An 18,681-nucleotide genomic window follows, 5' to 3' on the forward strand; every position below is an offset into this window, starting at 1 on the left:
ACCTCACTCAAAACTTATTTTTTTTAACTTTATTTTTCTTCCCAAAAAAAGCTGAGCAATTTTTTCAAAATTAGGAGTTATGTCTGAGACAAAAATTTCTGGTTCTCCATCTGGTTCAAGCTCTTTTGCTAATTCTGGATTTTTTTCTATAAATTCTTTAATTTCAAGGGCTATTTCTTCAGATGGATCAACAAGCTTTATCCTTTTTCCTGCCTTCTCTTGAATAACTTTTTTAATAAGTGGATAGTGTGTACAGCCAAGAATAAGGGTATCAATTCCTCTCATTTTAAGAGGAATAAGGTATTTCTTTACAATTTTTCTTGTTTCGGGTTTTTTTAACCAACCCTCTTCAATAAGAGGAACAAGAAGAGGAGAAGGATTGGCATAAAATTTTATTTCTTCTCCTGCTTGAGAAAAAAGACGATCATAAATTCCACTTTCAACAGTTGTTCTCGTTCCTATTAGTCCTATTTTTTTATTTTTAGTAAGTTTTAAAGCCTTTTTAAAAGAAGGAGTTACCACTTCAAAAAAGGGAACTTCAGGAAACTTTTCCTTTAAAGCATCCATAGCGGTACTTGATGCTGTATGACATGCTACCACTATAATTTTTGCTCCCCTTTCAAGTAAAAATTTAGTATTTTCTATAGCATAGCGTTTCACTGTTTCTGCACTTTTAGTTCCATAGGGCATTCTTGCAGTGTCTCCAAAGTAAATAATTTTATAATTCGGAAGTTTATCTAAGATCTCTTTTACAACTGTGAGACCACCAAGACCAGAATCAAAGACTCCAATCACTTTTTTATCCCGAAATAAAATTCAAGACTTGCAGAAAGAGCTGTTATCACAGCAAGCCAGAGTGCAATTTTTATAAACTTTTCTCTTCCTAAGGTTTTCTTAGCAAGCTTTGCTGAAAGCCCATTTATAATAATAGTTAGTCCAAATCCATAAAGACCACATCCTATAAAAATTTTCCCTGAATGAAGGATTGATTTCAAAACATCTGAAGGATAAATTCTTAAACTAAAAAGAACCCAAAGAGAAAAAGGTAAAATAAATTGATAATTGAGATAATTTAAGATTTTCATTACTTTACCTTTATATTAACTTTTTCTAAAGCGCCACTCTTAAAAAAAGAGGAAGCACCTTTTCCTTCACAGACCAATCTAAACAAAAGCTCAGAGTCCTTTACTCTGCTTCCGCAAAGCCAAGTAATGGGAGTAAATCTGAATACCTCAGGATTTAAAGGAGTTGTTGGTCCCATTAATAACACTTCGGGTATTCCTTCTAACTCTTCTAAAACAGAATGAAGTGTTTTGTTTACTAAGGTTGATGAAGTAATTATAGCAACTTTAACCTTTGTTTTTATATCAGATATTTTTACACTACTTTCTTCTGGTTTTTTTTCTATTACCCAGATTTTACTAACTTTTCCCTCAAGTTTTTTAAAAAGGGGCTCAAAAAAACCTATCATCAAAACTTCATCCTTACTATTTAGTTTGATTTCTGAAAATACGTCTCCTACTACAAAATCCTTTAAAAGATCTTTTTTATGGTTAAAAATAGCATTAATGGTTGCAAGTCCGATAGAGACTTCTATTGGATGACCTCCTAAATAACCTTTTATAACTACATCTGCAGGACTTTTCCAGAAATTAAATTCATTTCCAAGCTCACAACAAGTTTTAGCAGAAGGTAAAAGTGTATAAGCTAATCCTACTCCTCCTCTTTCAATTTCAACCATAGTATAATGTATTCCTACACAAACTCGTTTTATTTTTTTTGCTCTTGCGATAGATAAAGAAGCTTCCACAAGGTTTTTGTAAATGTCTTTATACTCCATAAGCTTTAATGGATTCTGAAAATTTTTTCCAACACCCTTTCAGCAACGGTTTCCAAAAATTTTTGTTTTTCTGGGTTTTCAAAAACTTCTATTAAGTTTTCAGTCTTAGAAAGTTCTTTTAATAAAGGGATTTCAAATAGAGTATTTAATTTTTGTTCAGTTAAAAAGCTTTGAAAGGCTGTTTCATCTTCAAAGAAATCAGCCATATTTTTAACCACTCCTAATATGGGAATTTTATTTTCTTTGAGAATAGTTACAGTTCTTTTTGCGTCTGAAATAGCAAGTTTATGAGGTGTTGTAACGAGTATAAAACCTTCAAGATTAAAAAGATCAAGTGTGGTAAGAAAGATGTCTCCTGTTCCAGGCGGTAGATCAAGGATTAAGAAATCAAGAGGACCCCATTCCACTTTTTGAAGAAGTTCCTGAAGAAGTTTAGAAGCCATAAGACCTCTCATGAAAATAGGCTCTTTTTCTGAAATCATTAAAGCTAAACTAAGTATTTTTATGTTAGTAGCACTAATTGGTTTAATTTTTCCAGATTCAATAACAGGTTTTTTATTTATTCCTAAGGCGAGATTTATGTTTGGTCCATAAAAATCAAGGTCAAAGATGCCTACCAAATAACCAGCTTTACTTAAAGCAAGTCCTAAAATAGCAGAAACTGTAGTTTTACCAACACCACCCTTTCCACTTCCTACAGCAAGCACAAAGCGAATATCTTTTATTCCTGTATGCTTTTTAAATTCTTTTTTAAAAAACTCTTCAGCTGAGGGACAAGTCTTTTCTTCCATAGCTTTAAAGATTTTTTAATCCCAGAACATCTTGCATATTATAAACTCCGGGTTCTTTACTTACAACCCAGAGAGCAGCTTTTATAGCTCCACGCGCAAAAGTTTCACGACTACTTGCCTTATGAGTTAGTTCTATTCTTTCTCCAATTCCTGCAAAAAGAACTGTATGTTCTCCTACTATGTCTCCTCCTCTTATGGTTTGAATACCTATTTCCTTAGAAGGTCTTTCTCCTATGAGTCCTTCTCTGCAAAATCTAAAGTCTTCCTCAGTTCTTCCGAGAACCTTTGCTATAGCATTGGCAAGTTTTAAAGCAGTTCCACTTGGGGCATCCTTTTTCATACGATGGTGAGCTTCAATTATTTCTACATCGTAACCTTCTGAAAGAACCTTAGCAGTTATTTCAACAAGTTTTACAAGCAAATTAACTCCCATGCTCATATTGTAGTCTTGAACAAGGGGAAAATGTTTTTTGGCAAGCTCATGAATTTCAGAAAGTTCTTCTTTGGCAAACCCTGTTGTCCCAATTACCATTGCCTTTCCATATTTTGCATTAATTCTTGCGTGTTCAAGGGAAGCCTTGTGAAAGGTAAAATCAATAATAACATCCCCTTTTTCTATAACCTTTTCTAAGGAATCCTCTATTATGATTCCAGTTTTAGGAAGACCTACTATCTCCCCTACATCTTTTCCCACTGCAGGGTTTTCTGGATGCTCAAAGGCAGCAACTAAATCTATTTCTGGATTTTGAAATATCAAATTAGTAATTGTTTTCCCCATTCTTCCTGCTACACCTGCAACTATAGCTTTTATTGCCATGAAATTACCTCCTATTTATTTTGATTTTTAAAACAGATATTTTTAAATCCTTGAGCTATAATAAAAATTTCTCTGCTTTCCTTTCTTGAGCTTTTTGGTTTAAAAAATTTAACACTTTTAAAACATTTTTCAATTTGTTTTTTTAACTGGGGAATTTTTTCTCCTTCAAAAACCTTAGCTACAAAGTTTCCACTTTCTTTTAAATAATTGTTAGCTAATTCCAAGGCTTTCTCAACGAGTCTTGCAGAACGAACATGATCTCCAAACTTATCTCCTGTTGTTTTTGGTGCCATATCACTTAAAATTACATCAAATTTTTCTATCCCTAAGTTTTTAAAATCTTCATTTTTTAACTCAAAAACATCCTTCTGTAAAAAGAAAAAATTAGGATGACTTATTTTGACTGGTAATAAGTCAATTCCCACTACTTTTCCTTCCTTTCCTACGATATTTAAAACATATTTAGACCAAGAGCCCGGAGATGCTCCTAGATCTAATACAATATCTCCTTTTTTAATAATTTTATATTTTTCTTGAATTTCTTGTAATTTAAAAACAGAGCGGGCAGGGAACCCTTTTTCTTTTGCCTTTTTTGCCCATTTGTCAAACCAGGGATTTTTGCTCATCTTAATGGTAATTTTATCATCTACTTTTAATAAAACCAAACTTGACTTTTTTATAAAATTTTTTTATGGTAAGATTTAAAAAAATTTGTTTTTTGTTCCAAATTAAAGGGGGAATTTTTATGAAGGTTGCAGAAAAAGAATTAGACAAAAAAAAGGCTGTAGAAGCAGCAATCTCCCAGATTGAAAAGCAGTTTGGGAAAGGTGCTATAATGCGTCTGGGAGAAAGCGAAAAAAAGATAGAAGTCAGCGTAATTCCTACAGGTTCATTAAGTCTTGACATTGCAACCGGTATTGGGGGAATACCAAGGGGAAGAATTACGGAAATTTACGGTGCAGAGGCTTCAGGGAAAACCACTTTAGCTCTACATATGGTTGCTGAAGCCCAAAAAATGGGAGGAATTGCTGCTTTTATAGATGCAGAGCATGCTCTTGATGTAAATTATGCTAAAAAACTTGGTGTTAATGTAGAGGATTTACTTATTTCTCAACCAGATACAGGAGAACAAGCTCTTGAAATCGCAGAGCTTCTCGCAAGAAGCGGAGCAGTGGACATTATTGTTGTTGATTCAGTTGCTGCTCTTGTTCCCAAAGCTGAACTTGAAGGGGAGATGGAAGATCAACAAGTTGGTTTACAAGCTCGTCTTATGTCAAAAGCTATGAGAAAACTAACTGCAGCCATCTCTAAAAGCAATACGGCAGTTGTTTTCATCAATCAGACTCGTATGAAAATAGGTATGGGAACATATGGTGGTCCTCCTGAAACAACTCCAGGAGGAATGGCTCTTAAGTTTTTTGCTTCCTTAAGATTAGAAATAAAAAAATTAGGAGCCATAAAAGAAGGCACAGAAACTTTGGGACATAGAGTAAAAGTGAAAGTAGTTAAAAATAAACTTGCTCCACCTTTTAAAGAAGTTGAATTTGATATATATTTTGGGGAAGGCATTTCAAAAGAAGCTGAATTGATTGATCTTGGGCTTGCTATGGGAATTTTGGAAAGAAGTGGTGCCTGGTATACCTATAAAACTGATGGTAAAGAAGAAAGATTAGGACAGGGAAGAGAAAATGTTAGAAAATTACTTAAAGAGAAAAAAGAACTTGCTCAAGAAATAGAAAGAAAAATAAGAGAAATGGCAGGTTTACCGCTTTAAAAACAAATGCAGTTAGAAACCTTAGAAAAAATAGAAGAAAAGCTAAAAAATGTAAAACTTCTCGTAATAGGGGATTGCATTCTTGACAGATATTTCGTTGGAGAAGTTAATAGAATCTCTCCTGAGGCTCCAGTTCCTGTATTTGATTTAAAGGAAACTTACTTTAGCCTTGGTGGGGCAGCAAATGTTGCAGCAAACTTAAGAGGACTTAATGTTCAAGTTGAACTTATAGGGGTTGTGGGCAAAGATGAGCACGGAAAGATTTTGAAAGAACTTGCAAAAAAAGAAGGAGTAGGAGTAAAAGGTATTTTGGAAGATCCTACTCGTCCCACTACCATTAAAACAAGAATAATTGCTCAATCACAACAACTTCTTCGCATAGATAAAGAAGAAAGAAAACCAATTGATAAAAATTTAAAGAAAAAATTTCAAGAAATTTACGAAACTCTTCTAACGGAAGTTGATGGAGTTATTCTTTCTGATTATGCTAAAGGTATGTTTTTATCTGAAAGTTTTTGTGCTTGGATAATAGGAGAGGCAAGGAGAAGGGGAAAATTTCTTATAGTTGACCCTAAAAGCGTTGATTGGAAAAAATACGAAGGTGCAACTACAATTACTCCAAACTTCAAAGAATTTAAAGAAACAGCATTAAAGGAAAATCTTCCTCAAGAAGATTTAAAAAAATCAGCCTCCCTTCTTGTTGAAAGATATAATCTTGACTTTCTTGTAATAACATTGGGAAAGGACGGAATATTTTATTATCACCCAAAGGAAGGAGCTTTTCATTCTCCTTCTCAAGCTAAAGAAGTTTACGATGTTTCTGGTGCAGGGGATACTGTTGTTGCCTCCCTGGGGGCATTTTATGCTATAGGACTGCCTCTTAAACAAATTATTAACCTTGCTAATATCGCAGCTGGAATTGTTGTTGGAAAGATAGGAACAAAACCTGTTTACTGGAATGAGATAAAAGCTTTTGTCAAAGAGAATTCAAAAGAGAATTCAAAAGGGGGTTAGAGATGGGTAAAATCTCTTCTATAAAAGCTCGTGAAATACTTGATTCAAGAGGAAATCCCACAATTGAAGTAGAAGTTTGGTTAGAAAGTGGATTTTATGGAAGGGCATCTGTTCCATCTGGAGCTTCAACAGGTAAACATGAAGCCTTGGAATTAAGAGACAAAGACCCTAAGAGGTATTTCGGGAAAGGGGTTCAAAAAGCTGTTTTTAATGTAAATGAAATTATTGCTCCGCAATTAGAGGGATTTGAGTCTTCTAAGCAAGCAGAAATTGATATGATGCTCTGTGAGCTTGATGGAACAGAAAACAAATCAAAACTCGGAGCTAATGCAATTCTCGGTGTTTCTCTTGCCTGTGCAAGGGCAACAGCTGAGGAATTTGGTATGCCCCTTTTTGCTTATATCGGTGGTTTGAGAGCACGGGTCCTTCCTGTTCCTTTTATGAATGTAATAAACGGAGGAGTTCATGCAGACAATCCCCTTGATTTTCAAGAATTCATGATTGCTCCTTGGGGAGCAGAAAATTTTTCCTCAGCTTTAAGGATGGGAGTTGAAACCTATCAAGCTCTAAAAAGTGTTCTAAAAGAAAAAGGTTTAAGTGTTTCTGTAGGGGACGAAGGAGGCTTTGCTCCACAAATTAAATCCCCTGAAGAGGCTCTCGATTATCTTATAAAAGCTATTGAAAAAGCTGGATATAAACCCGGAGAAGATGTAGCAATTGCTATGGATGTTGCAGCTTCAGAATTTTACGAAGGGAACGGAATTTATAACCTTTCTGGTCTTGGTAAAAAAATGGACAGAGAAGAATTGTTAGAATATTACGAAAAACTCGTCAAAAATTATCCTATTATTTTAATAGAAGATCCCTTTTCTGAAGACGATCCAGAGGGATTTAAGCTTATTAGGTCCCGTCTCGGAGATAAAATTCAAATTGTAGGAGATGATATATTTGTTACCAATCCCAAAAGAATTGAATGGGGAATTAAAGAAAAACTTGCTAATGCAGTACTGATTAAGCTTAATCAGATAGGAACACTTACTGAGACAATTTCAGCGGTTGAGCTTGCTTATAAAAACAACTGGAAATGTATGATTTCTCATCGTTCTGGAGAAACAGAAGATACCTTTATTGCAGATCTCGCTGTAGCTTTAAATACAGGACAAATAAAAACAGGTGCTCCTGCAAGAAGTGAAAGGGTGGCAAAGTTTAATCAACTTCTGAGAATTGAAGAATGCCTTGGTTCTTCAGCTATTTTTGCAGGAAAAAGCATTTTAAAAGTTTTATGAAAGCTTTAGAAAAGATTAAAACCCTTTCTAAAAAAGAAACTGTTGAATTCTTTATTGAAATTGAAGAAGGCTTAGAGATAGAAAAAAGAGACGGAACCCCCTTTTTAGAAGAAAAATATGTAGATCAAAGTATATCTGTAAGATACTTAAACGAAAATAAAAAAGCAGGACTTTCATATACTACTTATCTTGATCCTTTAGAGGTAGAAAAGTCAGTTTTAAAAGCAAAACTTCTTTCCCAATACGGAGTTCCTTCTATTTTTCCAGAAATAGAAGAAGAGTATCCTGAAATTTCTTATCAAACACAAGTTAACATACCACTTGAAGAACTTAAAGAAAATCTTAACAAGCTTGAAGAAAAGGCATATGGCTTTAATTCATCAATTGCAAGGGTTGAAAAGATAAAAGTTTCGCTTGGTAAGACAAAATACATTTTAATAAGAAATGGAAAAGAATTGAGCTACGAAAAGCCTTTTTGTACCTTTTTTATATCAGTTATTGCCAAGGGTAAAGATAAAGAGGCTTCAGCCTACGAATGGTATGAAGGAATAAATTACGACTATGAAAGACTTTTAGAAAGAGTTGAGTTTGCTTGTAATAAAGCCTTAGCTCTTTCTAAAACAAAAAAGGGAAAAAATTTAAAAATTTCCGTTCTTTTTCCTCCTTTTGTAGCGGTTGAACTTCTTGATATTTTAGAATTTTCTTTTCTCGGAGATGAGGTTTTAAAAGAAAGATCCTATTTAAAAGATAAGCTTGGAAAAAAGATCTTTAGTGAAAGGATAACTCTCTTTGATGACGGAATAAGTCCTGAATTGCCTGAGAGTAGACCCTTTGACGACGAAGGAGTTCCTCAGAATAAAAAAATTCTTATAGAAGAGGGAGTAATTAAGGACTTTTTATTTGATACTTACTGGAAATTAGAAGCTGAAAAGAAGGGGTTAAAGGGGTTTAAAGCAGGTAATTCAAGAAGACCTGACTTTTCATCATTTCCTAAAATTTCTTCAACCAATTTCTATCTTAAAAAAGGTAATTTAGCAAAAGAAGAATTAATTAAGCTTGAAAAAGAAGTATTTGAAGTTTTAGAAGTCTTAGGTGCTCACACTGCGAATCCAATTTCTGGGGATTTTTCTTTTGGAGTATCTGGGATATATTATAAAAATGGAGAACCTGTTGATTACTTTTGTGAGGTTGCTCTTTCTGGTAATCTTTTTGAGCTATTTAGAAATGTTGTGGAGATAGGGTCTGATCTTACTTTTTATGGTTCTTTCGGTTCTCCAAGTCTGCTTATAGAAAAAATGGATTTAGGAGGATAGATTAATGGAAATTAAAGAAGCTATAGTAAAACTTAAAGAAGGAGAAAATTTGAAAAAAGAAGAGGCTTACGAGGTTTTTAAAAAGATAGCTATTGAAGATTTTGATGAGTCTGAAGCAGAAACATTTCTTGATCTTTTGAGAAAAAAAGGTGAGACCTGGCAGGAAATAACTGGTGCTGTTATGGCATATAGAGAGGTAATGATAAAAGTTCCTCATAATTTAAGTAAAGATGCTATAATTGTTGATACTTGCGGAACAGGAGGAGACCAAAAACACACCTTTAATTTTTCAACAGCAGTTGCTATAGCTCTTTCAGCTATTGATGGAGTTTATGTTGCTAAACACGGCAATAGATCAGTTTCAAGTAAGTGTGGGAGTGCAGATCTTCTTGAAGCCTGTGGTATTCCCTTAGATCTTCCACCTGAGGCTTCAGCTCAAGCTCTTGAAGAAATAGGCTTTTGTTTCCTTTTTGCTCCCTCTTATCATCCTGCTTTTAAAAAGGTTGCTAAAATAAGAAAAAAACTTGGCAGAACCATTTTTAATACTTTGGGTCCTCTTTTGAATCCAGCTCTTGCTAATTATCAGCTAATGGGAGTTTATGATTTTTTACTTACGGAAAAAATAGCCTATGTTCTTGATAGCATAGGAGTTAAAAGAGCTTTGGTTGTTTTTGGAGAAGAAGGCTACGATGAAATTACTATAACAGGTTCCACAAAAATTTCAGAATTAAGAGAGGAAAAAATCACCACCTATTATGTAGATCCTGAAAACTTTGGATTTGAAAGGTGTGAAAATCCAGAGGAGCTTATGGTGAAGGATCCTTTCCAAAGTAAAGAAATTCTTGAAAACCTTTTGCAGGGGAAGCTTGAAGGTCCTATTATGGATATGTTTTTGTTAAATTTAGGAGGAGCAATTTATCTTTGTGAAAAAGCCATAGACTTTAAAGGAGGAATCAAAAAGGCAAAAGCACTTATTGAAGAAGGGAAAGCATGGGAAAAATGGCAAGAAATTCTTGATTACTACAAAAGATTTAAAATTTAAATCAAACTTTCTAAGGCTTTTATAACATCATAAGGAGTAATACTTTTCAGACATTCGTAATGTCCGTATTTACAGGTTCTTTCAAAACAAGGACTACAGGGTAAATTTTTCTTTAAAATTATAGCTTTTTGATTTAAAGGACCTGTTATTTCAGGATCTGTTGAGCCGAAAATAGCTATTTGAGGAAGTTTTAACGATGCTGCAAGATGCATGAGACCAGAATCATTAGAAACAACAACCTTAGCCTTGCAAAAAATTCCTGCAACTTCTGTTAATTTTGTTTCTCCGCAAAGATTGTATACTTCCTTTAACCCGTTTTTGATAAAATTTCCCACTTCTTTTTCTCTTAGGCTACCTATTATCAACACAGCAACTCCCTTTTTAACAAGAAAAGAGGCAACCTCTTTATAGTATTCTTTAGGCCACATTTTTGCTGGTCCATAGGCAGCACCTGGTGCAAGAACGACAAAAGGTTTATCTTTTAGTGGGATTAAAAATTTTTCTGCACTTTTTAGAAATTCCTCTTTTACAGGCAAAAAAAGGTCTTTAAATTCGTTTGGCAATCCCAAAGACTTTAAAAGATAAAGATAATAATCTCTTTGATGTAGTTTTTCGCGAGGAGGTTTTATAGCCTTTGTTAAAAGAAAGCTTCTAAAATCCCTTGCATAACCCCATCTTTCTTTTAAACCCGCTCTAAAAAAAAGCCAGGCTGAGGAAAAAGAATTGGTAAGAAGAAGTCCTATTTCATTTTTAAAAGGGGCTAAAGTTTTGATATTTTCTTTGGAATCCCCCTTTTTGTAGTAAAGAATTTCTGTATTCGGAAATGCTTTGAAAAGATCTACCAATTGAGGTAGTCCAAAAAGATAGATTTTTTCTATTTTACAGAGATTATAATAAACTGGAGTCGCCATTAAGGCATCGCCAAGCCAGTTAGGGATTCTGATAACCATAATACAGCCTCTTTACTACTAAGGTAGCATAAGCTCCTTTTTCTAAGAAAAACTTTATTTTAACAGCTTTATCATTCACTATTTCCCACTCCAAATTTTCTGGAAACACAACTGCTGGTCGTGGATAGGTCTTAAATATAAGACCCTTTATGAAGGTTCTCAAGTTTTTAATACCATTTAACCCTTCTCTTTTGCATATTTCATTATAGATTTCTTCTAAGTTAAGGGTATCAACTTTTTCTTTAAACTGAAGCTTTGGGGCAGGTAAAGGAAGTTTGAGGCTCTTCAAAATTTCCCATTTTTCCTCAGGTATCTCTTTATAAAAATAAAGATCTCCAAGAATATAAGGTGCTTTAAAGCAGGGAATGTTAAGTTTTAAAAGAACTTCTTTTAAAACCTCATTCCAGATAAAGCTCTGATAGGCGTTTCCTAGAAAAAATAGATACTCTTTATCTACAAGATTTAAGGCTCTTTTAAAGGTTCTTTTTGAAGGTTTGTGGTCAATTAAAAATTTTAACAGATTTTTTTCCCAATTAACTTTGGCAAGTTCTAAACACTTTTCAAAATTTCTCCAGTTTCTTTTCAAACAATTTCTAAATTTTCTGGTTTTTTCTATATCAACGGCACTTCCTTCAGCAAGCATGAGATAAAGAGCTTTTTCGTAATTTCCTAAAATAATTTCCTTTACTGCGAATTCTTTAGAGCTTTTTACTGAACCAAATCTTTGTTCATTAAAGTAATTTGCAAGACCAAATTTTTTAACGAGCTCTACTTCTTTAGAAAATCTATCTACCTCAACTTTAAAATCTCTTATTACAATTTCAAACTTATTTCCTATGAGTAGTTCTTTTGACATAGGTTTTGTTGTTTTTCCAAGATAAATAAGCTCGTAATCTTTTTCTTTTATATCTTTTTTAGGGCCATTTTTTATAGTGAGAAACTGATGTGCTATGGCTTTCTTGTCTTTTATTCCACCGTAACCTATGGAATCCATTGAAATTCTGAGTTTTTTTGCTATTTTCCCGAGGGCATCCCAAGTAGAGATATCAAATTTTTTAAGCATGTAAAGAGAATATTCTCCCTTTCCCTCTGGATAAATATCTGCAACTTCTGAAACAATAAAATCTTCCAATCTTTCTTTTATTTTCATTAAGCCTTATTTTAAAAGATAGAGCCTTAAAAACAAGGTGGTTGTTTTGTGAAGAAAAAGTATTAAATTATTAAAAATTCAAAAAAAGGAGAGATTCTGGGTTATGATTACTAAGATTTTAGCTAAAATTGTAGGGACAAAGAATGAAAGAGAATTAAAAAGGCTTAAACCTATAGTTGAAAAGATAAATTCCTTAGAACCTCAAATGCAAAAACTTTCTGATGCAGAGCTTGCAAGAAAAACTATAGAATTTAAGGAAAGGCTTGAAAGAGGAGCAACCCTTGATGAACTTTTACCAGAGGCTTTTGCAGTAGTAAGAGAAACTGCAAGAAGGGTTCTTGGAATGCGCCATTTTGATGTTCAGCTTATGGGAGGAATAGTGCTTCACGAAGGAAAGATTGCTGAAATGAAGACAGGAGAAGGAAAAACTCTTGTTGCAACTCTTCCTGCTTATTTAAATGCCCTTACCGGAAAGGGGGTTCACATAGTAACCGTTAATGATTATCTCGCTAAAAGAGATGCTGAATGGATGGGTCCTATTTATAGATTCCTCGGTTTAACTGTAGGTTATCTTCAGAATCAAATGAATGATTATGAAAGAAAAAAAGCCTACGCTTGTGATATTACTTATGGAACAAACAGTGAATTTGGTTTTGACTATCTTCGCGATAATATGAAATATTCCTTAGATGATATGGTTCAAAGAGGTCATTACTATGCTATTATAGACGAAGTAGATTCTATCCTCATAGATGAAGCAAGAACTCCGTTAATTATATCTGGTCCTTCTGAAGAATCTACAGATATTTATTACTACATAGATGAAATCGTAAGAAAATTGAAAAAAGATGTGCACTTTACTTTAGACGAAAAAGCCAAAAATGCAGTTTTAACAGAAGAGGGAATCGCAGAATGTGAAAAGCTTCTTGGTATAAAAAATTTATATAATCCAAGATACGTAAGAATTGTGCATCACATCAATCAAGCATTGAGAGCTCATCACTTATTTAAAAGGGATGTTGATTATGTAGTAAAGGATGGAAAGGTAATAATAGTTGATGAATTTACTGGAAGACTTATGCCTGGAAGAAGATGGAGTGATGGGCTTCATCAAGCCATAGAAGCTAAGGAAAGATTAAGGATTGAACCTGAAAATCAGACCTTAGCTATGATTACCATTCAGAATTATTTTAGGATGTATGAGAAACTTGCTGGTATGACAGGAACTGCTGAAACAGAAGCTGCAGAGTTTAAAGAGATATATAATCTTGATGTTGTGGTAATTCCCACTCACAAACCCATGATAAGAATTGATTACCCAGATGTGGTATTTAGAACTCAAAAAGAAAAGTTTGAAAAAGTAGTTGAAGAAATAGAGAAATGTTATAAAGAAGGAAGACCAGTTCTTGTTGGGACGACAAGTATTGAGAAAAGCGAACTTCTTTCAAAAATGCTTAAAAAGAAAAAGATTCCTCATCAGGTTTTAAATGCAAAGCATCATGAAAAGGAAGCCGAGATTATTGCTCAAGCTGGAAGGTCTCACACAGTAACTATTGCTACCAATATGGCAGGAAGAGGAGTAGATATCATTTTGGGAGGAAATCCTGAGGGTCTTGCAAAGGCTCAGCTTTCTGCAGAAGGATATGATTTATCTGAAATTGATGAAAGAGCCTGGAATGAAGTTCTTGCTATGGCAAGACAAGGGCTTGACCCTACAACTAAGTATAAAGACTACTGGGCAAAGGTCCTTTACGAAAAGTATCTCGAATGTCAGAAAGATGCAGAAAAAGTAAAAGCACTCGGTGGGCTTTATATTATTGGAACTGAAAGACATGAGTCAAGAAGGGTAGATAATCAGCTTAGAGGAAGAGCTGGTAGACAGGGAGATCCAGGTGCATCTCGCTTTTTCTTATCTTTAGAGGACGATCTTTTAAGACTTTTTGGTTCAGAAAAGCTTAAGTCTTTTATGGAAAAACTTGGTCTTCCTGAGGGAGAACCCTTAGAACACCCCTGGCTTTCAAGAGCAATAGAGCAGGCACAGAAAAAAGTAGAAGCTTATCACTTCGAAATAAGAAAACATCTTCTGGAATATGACGATGTAATGAATAAACAGAGAGAGACTATTTACTCTCAAAGAAGAGAAATTCTAAAAAGCGAGTCCATAAAAGATTGGATTATTTCTATGATAGAAGAAAAATGCGAAGAAATTGTAGAAGAAAATCTTGGTGGAAGCAAACAACTTGAAAAAGAGAATTTAGAGGAAGTTTTACAAAGATTTAAAGAAATCTTTGCCTTTAATCCAAAAATAGATTTAAATATTTCTAAAAAGGAAGATCTTGTAGAGGAACTCAAAGAAGCGGCATTAAAGAGATACGAAGATAAAGAAAAATTAATAGGTGCAGATACTCTTAGAAGACTTGAAAAGTATTTTCTTTTAACTACTATAGATACCCTTTGGAAAGAACATTTACTCATGCTTGACCATTTAAAGGAAAGCACAGGTTTAAGAGGATACGGGCAGAAAAATCCTTTACAGGAATATAAAAAAGAGGCTTTCTATCTTTTTGTAGATTTGATGAAAAGGATAAAAGAAACCACCTTATCTTATTTATTTAGAATAGAAATTGAAGAAGCTCACGAAGTTTCCGAAGAAATATTAGAAGAATTAAAAATAGAAGAACCTGACCAAAAAAAGCTTCAATTTAAAAAGGAAGATGTTTTTAAAGAAAAAGAAAAACCAGCTTCTCAACCTATTAGAGCTCAGAAAATAGGTAGGAATGATCCTTGCCCTTGTGGGAGTGGTAAAAAGTATAAAAAATGCTGTGGCAGAAATTTAGAACAGGGAGAGGTGAGAGATGAATTGTCCAAAATGTAATTACATTTTTTCTGAAGAAATTAAAATCTGTCCCAAATGTGGAGCTGATATGGGGATGGTACTTGAAAAGTTAGGATATTTTCCTCCCTCTGCCTCTAAACCCTTTTTAACCGTAGAAGACTTTAAAGAAAAACCCAATTTCGAATCTTTAGAAAGAGAAGGAACTAAAGAGGGGAGAAAGGAAATAGATATGCCTTATGAGTTAAGTGAAGAATAAAAGATTAGGGAATTTTTTCTCCCCAAAAATCCTTTTTTGTTCCTTCTGCAAGTTCTTTGGTTTCTAAGAGGGCTTTTTGATAAAAAGGTAAAACAAGTTTTTGAGCAATTTTAGCTGTATAGGTATCTGGATAGTTGTTTATAATGTAAAGAAGCCTTCCATAGGCGCCTCTATAATATTTTATTTTATAATAGAATTTAGCTACATAAAGTTCGTGTTGTGCCAGAAGCTCTCTCAATTCCCTAATTCTTTTTTCAGCTTCAGCTTTATAAGGATTTTCAGGAAAATTTTGCAAAAGCCTTTGATAGGCAGAAATAGCTTTTTTACTATAACTTTGGTCTCTATCGTAGGAACGTCTCATCTTATAATAACATGTTCCTATCTGATATATTACATAGGGAATAGCTTCATTGTTGGGATAAAATTTCTCAAATTCTTCATATAAAGCTATAGCTTCCTGATATTCTTCTTGCCAGAATTTACAATCTGCCATTCTTAATGCTGCAAGCACAGCCTGAGGAGAGCCTGGGAATTTATCCCTTATTTCTCTGTAATTTTCATAGGCCAATTCATAGTTTCCCTTGGCAAAATTTTTTTCAGCCTCCCTTAAAAGTTCAGCAAGCAAAGGTTCTTCTTTTTTTGCTTTCTTTTTTCCAAAAGCCTCGGAAAATTGAGTCCCAATTCCAGAGCTAATCTTTGAAATAGTTCCACAGGAATTTAAGAAAACTAACAAAAAAAATATAAAAAGGAATCTTTGAAAATTTGTTAAAAACATAGTTTAAGTTTTAAGAGGATAGTGCTTTGTTTAAGGCATTAATAATTGTGGTTTTTGATACAGCTCCTACAATAATTTCTACTGCTTCCCCTTTCTTAAAAATAATTAAAGTTGGAATAGCTCTAATTCCGTATCTACCCGGTATAATTGGATTTTCGTCTACATTCATTTTGCAAACCTTTACTTTGCCTTCCATTTCTTCAGCTATTTCATCAATAATGGGAGCAATAATTTTACAAGGTCCACACCAAGGTGCCCAGAAATCAACTAATACAGGTATTTCTGATTTAAGAACCTCTTTTTCAAAATCCTGATCAGTTACTTTGTATGCAGGCATAAAACCTCCTAATGTATAAAATTTTTTGAAAAATTTTAATTTAATTTAATATAATTTCCGTAGCCTTCAATAATTTTTTAGGATTTATAAGAAATAAATCCCCTTTTTAAAACAAGCAGGATTTTTTTAAAAAGTATTTCTAAGGATTTAGAAATGTTTTCTTTTTCTAAAAGATAATAGTTATAAGCCATTACAGCAGGAATGGCACAGAAAAGTCCCATGGCAGTATTTATTAAAGCTTCTGCAATTCCTGGGGCAACAGTTGCTAAACTTGCACTCCCTTTTAAACCTATATCATGAAAAGCCTTCATTATTCCCCAAACCGTTCCAAATAATCCTATAAATGGAGCCACACTACCCACAGTAGCAAGGACCCCTAATCCTTTATTTAGCTTCATAACAAGAGTTTCTTGTTCTATTAAAGCTTTTTCCATAAGTTCCTTTTCAGCCAAATTTAAAGAAAGCTCCTTATCAAGATTTTTAGAAAGTTTCTCTTTTTCAAAATAACTCTCATAGATTTCTCCAAAGGAGGCTACAATTTTTTTTATGCTCTGTCCAAGAAAATGAGATTCCATCTCTTTTACTTCTTTAATTAAAGAGGGGAAATCTTTTGCTCTTTTTGCTAAAAGTTCCGTCTCATGTAAAAGGTTTTTAAAGGCTTTATACCTAAAATAGTTGGCTAAAATTACATACCAGCTATGTATGCTCATTAAAAGGAGTATTAGAAGAACAAATTTTCCTACATATCCTGTTTGTAAAAATATTTTTAAGAGTTCCATTAAATTCCCCAGATAAGTTCTTGTAAGGATTTTTTTATTTTTAAGAAATCCTTTAAAAATGTCAAGCCTTTTAAGGCTGAGTTTTTCAATTCGTAGGTATATTCGTTAACATAAGTTTCAACATGCCTTTTTATAACTTTCTCGTCAAGTTCTTGGGCATAAGATTTTAATAAAGGTAAGGCCTCTTTCCAGTTATTTTTTGCCCAGTTCAAACTTAATCTAAAAAGTCTTGTTAATTCAGCCTTTTTTTCTTCATGAAGCTCTCTTTTTACAAAAAAGCCGCCTAAGGGTAGAGGTGCTTTGGTACTTTTTTCCCAAAATTCACCTAAATCAACGATTTTGTAAAGCCCGTATTTGGAATATACAAATCTTCCTTCATGAATAAGGATACCAAGCTCAGCCTTATTTTCCATTAAAAGAGGAATTACTTTATCATATCTTGTAAAAATTTTTTCTATTTTCCCCTGATAAAAAAAGTTAAAAAGGAGATGAGCAGTTGTGTGTTCTCCTGGAATAGCGATTTTTAAATTACTAAATTCGTTTAGATCATAAGGTTTTATTCCTACAAGAAGAGGTCCTACCCCAAAACCTATTGCAGCTCCAACTGGTAAAAGCTCATAATCAGAATAGATAAGATTCCAGATAGCAAAAGAAGCTTTTATAACAGGAAAAGCTCCTTTTATAGCTAAATTGTTTAGGGTTTCTATGTCTTCAAAATAAAAAGTAAATTCAAAAAAGGAGTTAAACTTTTTTAAAAGAAGTCCCGATACTACGAAAACATCATTTGGACAAGGAGAAAGGGCTATTTCCAATTTTTCTCCATGCATTCCCAGACCTCTCTTAAAACTTGAGATGCCTTTTCTTTATTCCATTCTTTTTCTGGTTGAGAAAGAAGATTACTTATTATCCTTACCTCCACTAAAAAAATTTTTAGCCTTTCACAGGCTTTAGCCACTCCAAATCCTTCCATATTTTCTGCAATGGCATCATATTTTTCTTTTATAAAATAGGCTCTTTCCACATCATAGGTTGCTGTACAAACTGTGGCAAAAACTCCTACATTCACACTAAAATTACACTCTTCCAAAATATTAACAGTTTTTTCTGTAAATATATGACTTAAAGATATTCTGTTGCAGACCTTAAAACTCTCTGGAAAGGAAGCGTAATGGGTTTTATATTTTCTTCCAAAGTCTGCAAAAACTTCTTCAATTGCAATTACTACATCACCTATATTTAAATCAGTATCAGGATAAGCTCCAGCCCAACCTGTTAAAAATACTACTTTTGGTTTTTTTTGTAAAAGAATTTCATAAGAAGATAAAGCAGCCTCAATTGGTCCAAAACCTATAACATTTAAATCTAAATCAAGCCCCTCTAATGCCTTAGCCTCAAATTCTGAAGGAACAAAAACCGTTAGTTTTTTCATATTAATTTATTTCGTTTATTTCAAAATCATCTACATACATAATGTGAGCTTTTATCCCAAGTTCTATCAAATCCTTTAACAAAAAATCTACCTCGTTTGCCCTTATTAGATTGCCTTCTGAATAAAAGGGAAATTTCAAGATCACCTCAGCAGGTTTAACTTTTAGAACTTCAATCTCAATTTTGCTTTCAGGAGGAAGCCCTTTTAAATTTTCCTTTAAAAATCTTTTTATAAAGAGTCTCAGGTCTTTTTCATTTTTAAAATGTTTTGGCAAATTTAAAAATAATACTTT

Annotated in this window: 21 protein-coding genes; 7 read left to right on the top strand and 14 right to left on the bottom strand. The window is 33.4% G+C overall.

Annotated features, from left to right (window positions below; translation table 11 throughout):
* Nucleotides 1-3: 3 nt before the first annotated feature.
* From murI to ACLGLP_RS03705, 6 genes are read right to left on the bottom strand one after another with little or no spacing between them, the layout of a single operon-like run.
* Nucleotides 4-795: a glutamate racemase gene (gene murI / locus ACLGLP_RS03680; RefSeq protein ID WP_492113578.1), complete on the bottom strand. Its 792-nt coding sequence runs from the start codon at nucleotides 793-795 to the stop codon at nucleotides 4-6.
* Nucleotides 792-1,085: a hypothetical protein gene (locus ACLGLP_RS03685; protein ID WP_492113579.1), complete on the bottom strand. Its 294-nt coding sequence runs from the start codon at nucleotides 1,083-1,085 to the stop codon at nucleotides 792-794. The genes murI and ACLGLP_RS03685 overlap by 4 nt, the downstream gene beginning before the upstream one ends.
* Nucleotides 1,085-1,840 carry a Rossmann-like domain-containing protein gene (locus ACLGLP_RS03690; protein WP_492113580.1) on the bottom strand — a complete coding sequence of 252 codons (756 nt, stop codon included), beginning with the start codon at nucleotides 1,838-1,840 and terminating at the stop codon, nucleotides 1,085-1,087. The genes ACLGLP_RS03685 and ACLGLP_RS03690 overlap by 1 nt, the downstream gene beginning before the upstream one ends.
* 5 nt (nucleotides 1,841-1,845) lie before the next feature.
* Nucleotides 1,846-2,631 (bottom strand): P-loop NTPase, encoded by a 786-nt coding sequence (locus tag ACLGLP_RS03695; RefSeq protein WP_492113581.1) that lies wholly within the window; start codon nucleotides 2,629-2,631, stop codon nucleotides 1,846-1,848.
* Between the two features lie 4 nt (nucleotides 2,632-2,635).
* A complete protein-coding gene (dapB, locus tag ACLGLP_RS03700; protein WP_492113582.1) occupies nucleotides 2,636-3,448 on the bottom strand; it encodes a 4-hydroxy-tetrahydrodipicolinate reductase in 813 nt (270 codons plus the stop codon).
* An 11-nt stretch (nucleotides 3,449-3,459) separates the two neighbouring features.
* Nucleotides 3,460-4,113: an RlmE family RNA methyltransferase gene (locus ACLGLP_RS03705; protein WP_492113583.1), complete on the bottom strand. Its 654-nt coding sequence runs from the start codon at nucleotides 4,111-4,113 to the stop codon at nucleotides 3,460-3,462.
* 80 nt (nucleotides 4,114-4,193) lie between these two features.
* On the opposite strand from ACLGLP_RS03705, the gene recA reads away from it, so the two are divergent.
* Genes recA through trpD form a run of 5 tightly spaced genes read left to right on the top strand, consistent with a single transcriptional unit; the run spans nucleotide 4,194 to nucleotide 9,877 of the window.
* Nucleotides 4,194-5,222, top strand: a complete 1,029-nt coding sequence (gene recA / locus ACLGLP_RS03710) for a recombinase RecA (RefSeq protein WP_492113584.1) — start codon at nucleotides 4,194-4,196, stop codon at nucleotides 5,220-5,222.
* A 6-nt stretch (nucleotides 5,223-5,228) separates the two neighbouring features.
* Nucleotides 5,229-6,236: a D-glycero-beta-D-manno-heptose-7-phosphate kinase gene (gene rfaE1 / locus ACLGLP_RS03715; RefSeq protein WP_492113585.1), complete on the top strand. Its 1,008-nt coding sequence runs from the start codon at nucleotides 5,229-5,231 to the stop codon at nucleotides 6,234-6,236.
* A 2-nt stretch (nucleotides 6,237-6,238) separates the two neighbouring features.
* Complete coding sequence (gene eno / locus ACLGLP_RS03720) at nucleotides 6,239-7,522, top strand: phosphopyruvate hydratase (RefSeq protein WP_492113586.1); 1,284 nt, start codon at nucleotides 6,239-6,241, stop codon at nucleotides 7,520-7,522.
* Nucleotides 7,519-8,835 carry a TldD/PmbA family protein gene (locus tag ACLGLP_RS03725; RefSeq protein WP_492113587.1) on the top strand — a complete coding sequence of 439 codons (1,317 nt, stop codon included), beginning with the start codon at nucleotides 7,519-7,521 and terminating at the stop codon, nucleotides 8,833-8,835. The genes eno and ACLGLP_RS03725 overlap by 4 nt, the downstream gene beginning before the upstream one ends.
* Nucleotides 8,836-8,839: 4 nt before the next feature.
* Nucleotides 8,840-9,877: an anthranilate phosphoribosyltransferase gene (gene trpD / locus ACLGLP_RS03730; RefSeq protein ID WP_492113588.1), complete on the top strand. Its 1,038-nt coding sequence runs from the start codon at nucleotides 8,840-8,842 to the stop codon at nucleotides 9,875-9,877.
* On the opposite strand, the gene waaF is transcribed toward trpD, so the two are convergent.
* Nucleotides 9,874-10,827, bottom strand: coding sequence for a lipopolysaccharide heptosyltransferase II (gene waaF / locus ACLGLP_RS03735; RefSeq protein WP_492113589.1), 954 nt, complete (start codon nucleotides 10,825-10,827; stop codon nucleotides 9,874-9,876). The two genes, trpD and waaF, sit on opposite strands and share 4 nt — an antisense overlap.
* Nucleotides 10,808-11,977, bottom strand: coding sequence for a tRNA pseudouridine(13) synthase TruD (gene truD / locus ACLGLP_RS03740; protein ID WP_492113590.1), 1,170 nt, complete (start codon nucleotides 11,975-11,977; stop codon nucleotides 10,808-10,810). The genes waaF and truD overlap by 20 nt, the downstream gene beginning before the upstream one ends.
* A 103-nt stretch (nucleotides 11,978-12,080) precedes the next feature.
* On the opposite strand from truD, the gene secA reads away from it, so the two are divergent.
* Both secA and ACLGLP_RS03750 read left to right on the top strand, forming a co-directional pair.
* A complete protein-coding gene (gene secA / locus ACLGLP_RS03745; protein ID WP_492113591.1) occupies nucleotides 12,081-14,852 on the top strand; it encodes a preprotein translocase subunit SecA in 2,772 nt (923 codons plus the stop codon).
* Nucleotides 14,833-15,069, top strand: a complete 237-nt coding sequence (locus ACLGLP_RS03750) for a hypothetical protein (protein WP_492113592.1) — start codon at nucleotides 14,833-14,835, stop codon at nucleotides 15,067-15,069. Before secA ends, ACLGLP_RS03750 begins: the two co-directional genes overlap by 20 nt.
* A gap of 4 nt (nucleotides 15,070-15,073) precedes the next feature.
* On the opposite strand, the gene ACLGLP_RS03755 is transcribed toward ACLGLP_RS03750, so the two are convergent.
* From ACLGLP_RS03755 to ACLGLP_RS03780, 6 genes are all read right to left on the bottom strand, one after another.
* Nucleotides 15,074-15,844 (bottom strand): outer membrane protein assembly factor BamD, encoded by a 771-nt coding sequence (locus ACLGLP_RS03755; protein WP_492113593.1) that lies wholly within the window; start codon nucleotides 15,842-15,844, stop codon nucleotides 15,074-15,076.
* Nucleotides 15,845-15,854: 10 nt separating this feature from the next.
* On the bottom strand, nucleotides 15,855-16,181 hold the full coding sequence (gene trxA / locus ACLGLP_RS03760) for a thioredoxin (RefSeq protein WP_492113594.1): 327 nt from the start codon (nucleotides 16,179-16,181) through the stop codon (nucleotides 15,855-15,857).
* A 77-nt stretch (nucleotides 16,182-16,258) separates the two neighbouring features.
* On the bottom strand, nucleotides 16,259-16,960 hold the full coding sequence (locus ACLGLP_RS03765; RefSeq protein WP_492113595.1) for a MotA/TolQ/ExbB proton channel family protein: 702 nt from the start codon (nucleotides 16,958-16,960) through the stop codon (nucleotides 16,259-16,261).
* A complete protein-coding gene (locus tag ACLGLP_RS03770; RefSeq protein WP_492113596.1) occupies nucleotides 16,960-17,787 on the bottom strand; it encodes a 1,4-dihydroxy-6-naphtoate synthase in 828 nt (275 codons plus the stop codon). Before ACLGLP_RS03770 ends, ACLGLP_RS03765 begins: the two co-directional genes overlap by 1 nt.
* Nucleotides 17,763-18,389 (bottom strand): phosphorylase family protein, encoded by a 627-nt coding sequence (locus ACLGLP_RS03775; RefSeq protein WP_492113597.1) that lies wholly within the window; start codon nucleotides 18,387-18,389, stop codon nucleotides 17,763-17,765. Before ACLGLP_RS03775 ends, ACLGLP_RS03770 begins: the two co-directional genes overlap by 25 nt.
* A 1-nt stretch (nucleotide 18,390) precedes the next feature.
* Entirely contained in the window at nucleotides 18,391-18,663 is a 273-nt protein-coding gene (locus ACLGLP_RS03780; protein WP_492113598.1) for a hypothetical protein, read from the bottom strand.
* Nucleotides 18,664-18,681 lie beyond the last annotated feature (18 nt).

The sequence above is a fragment of the Caldimicrobium sp. SLHALR3 genome (genome assembly GCF_058692735.1).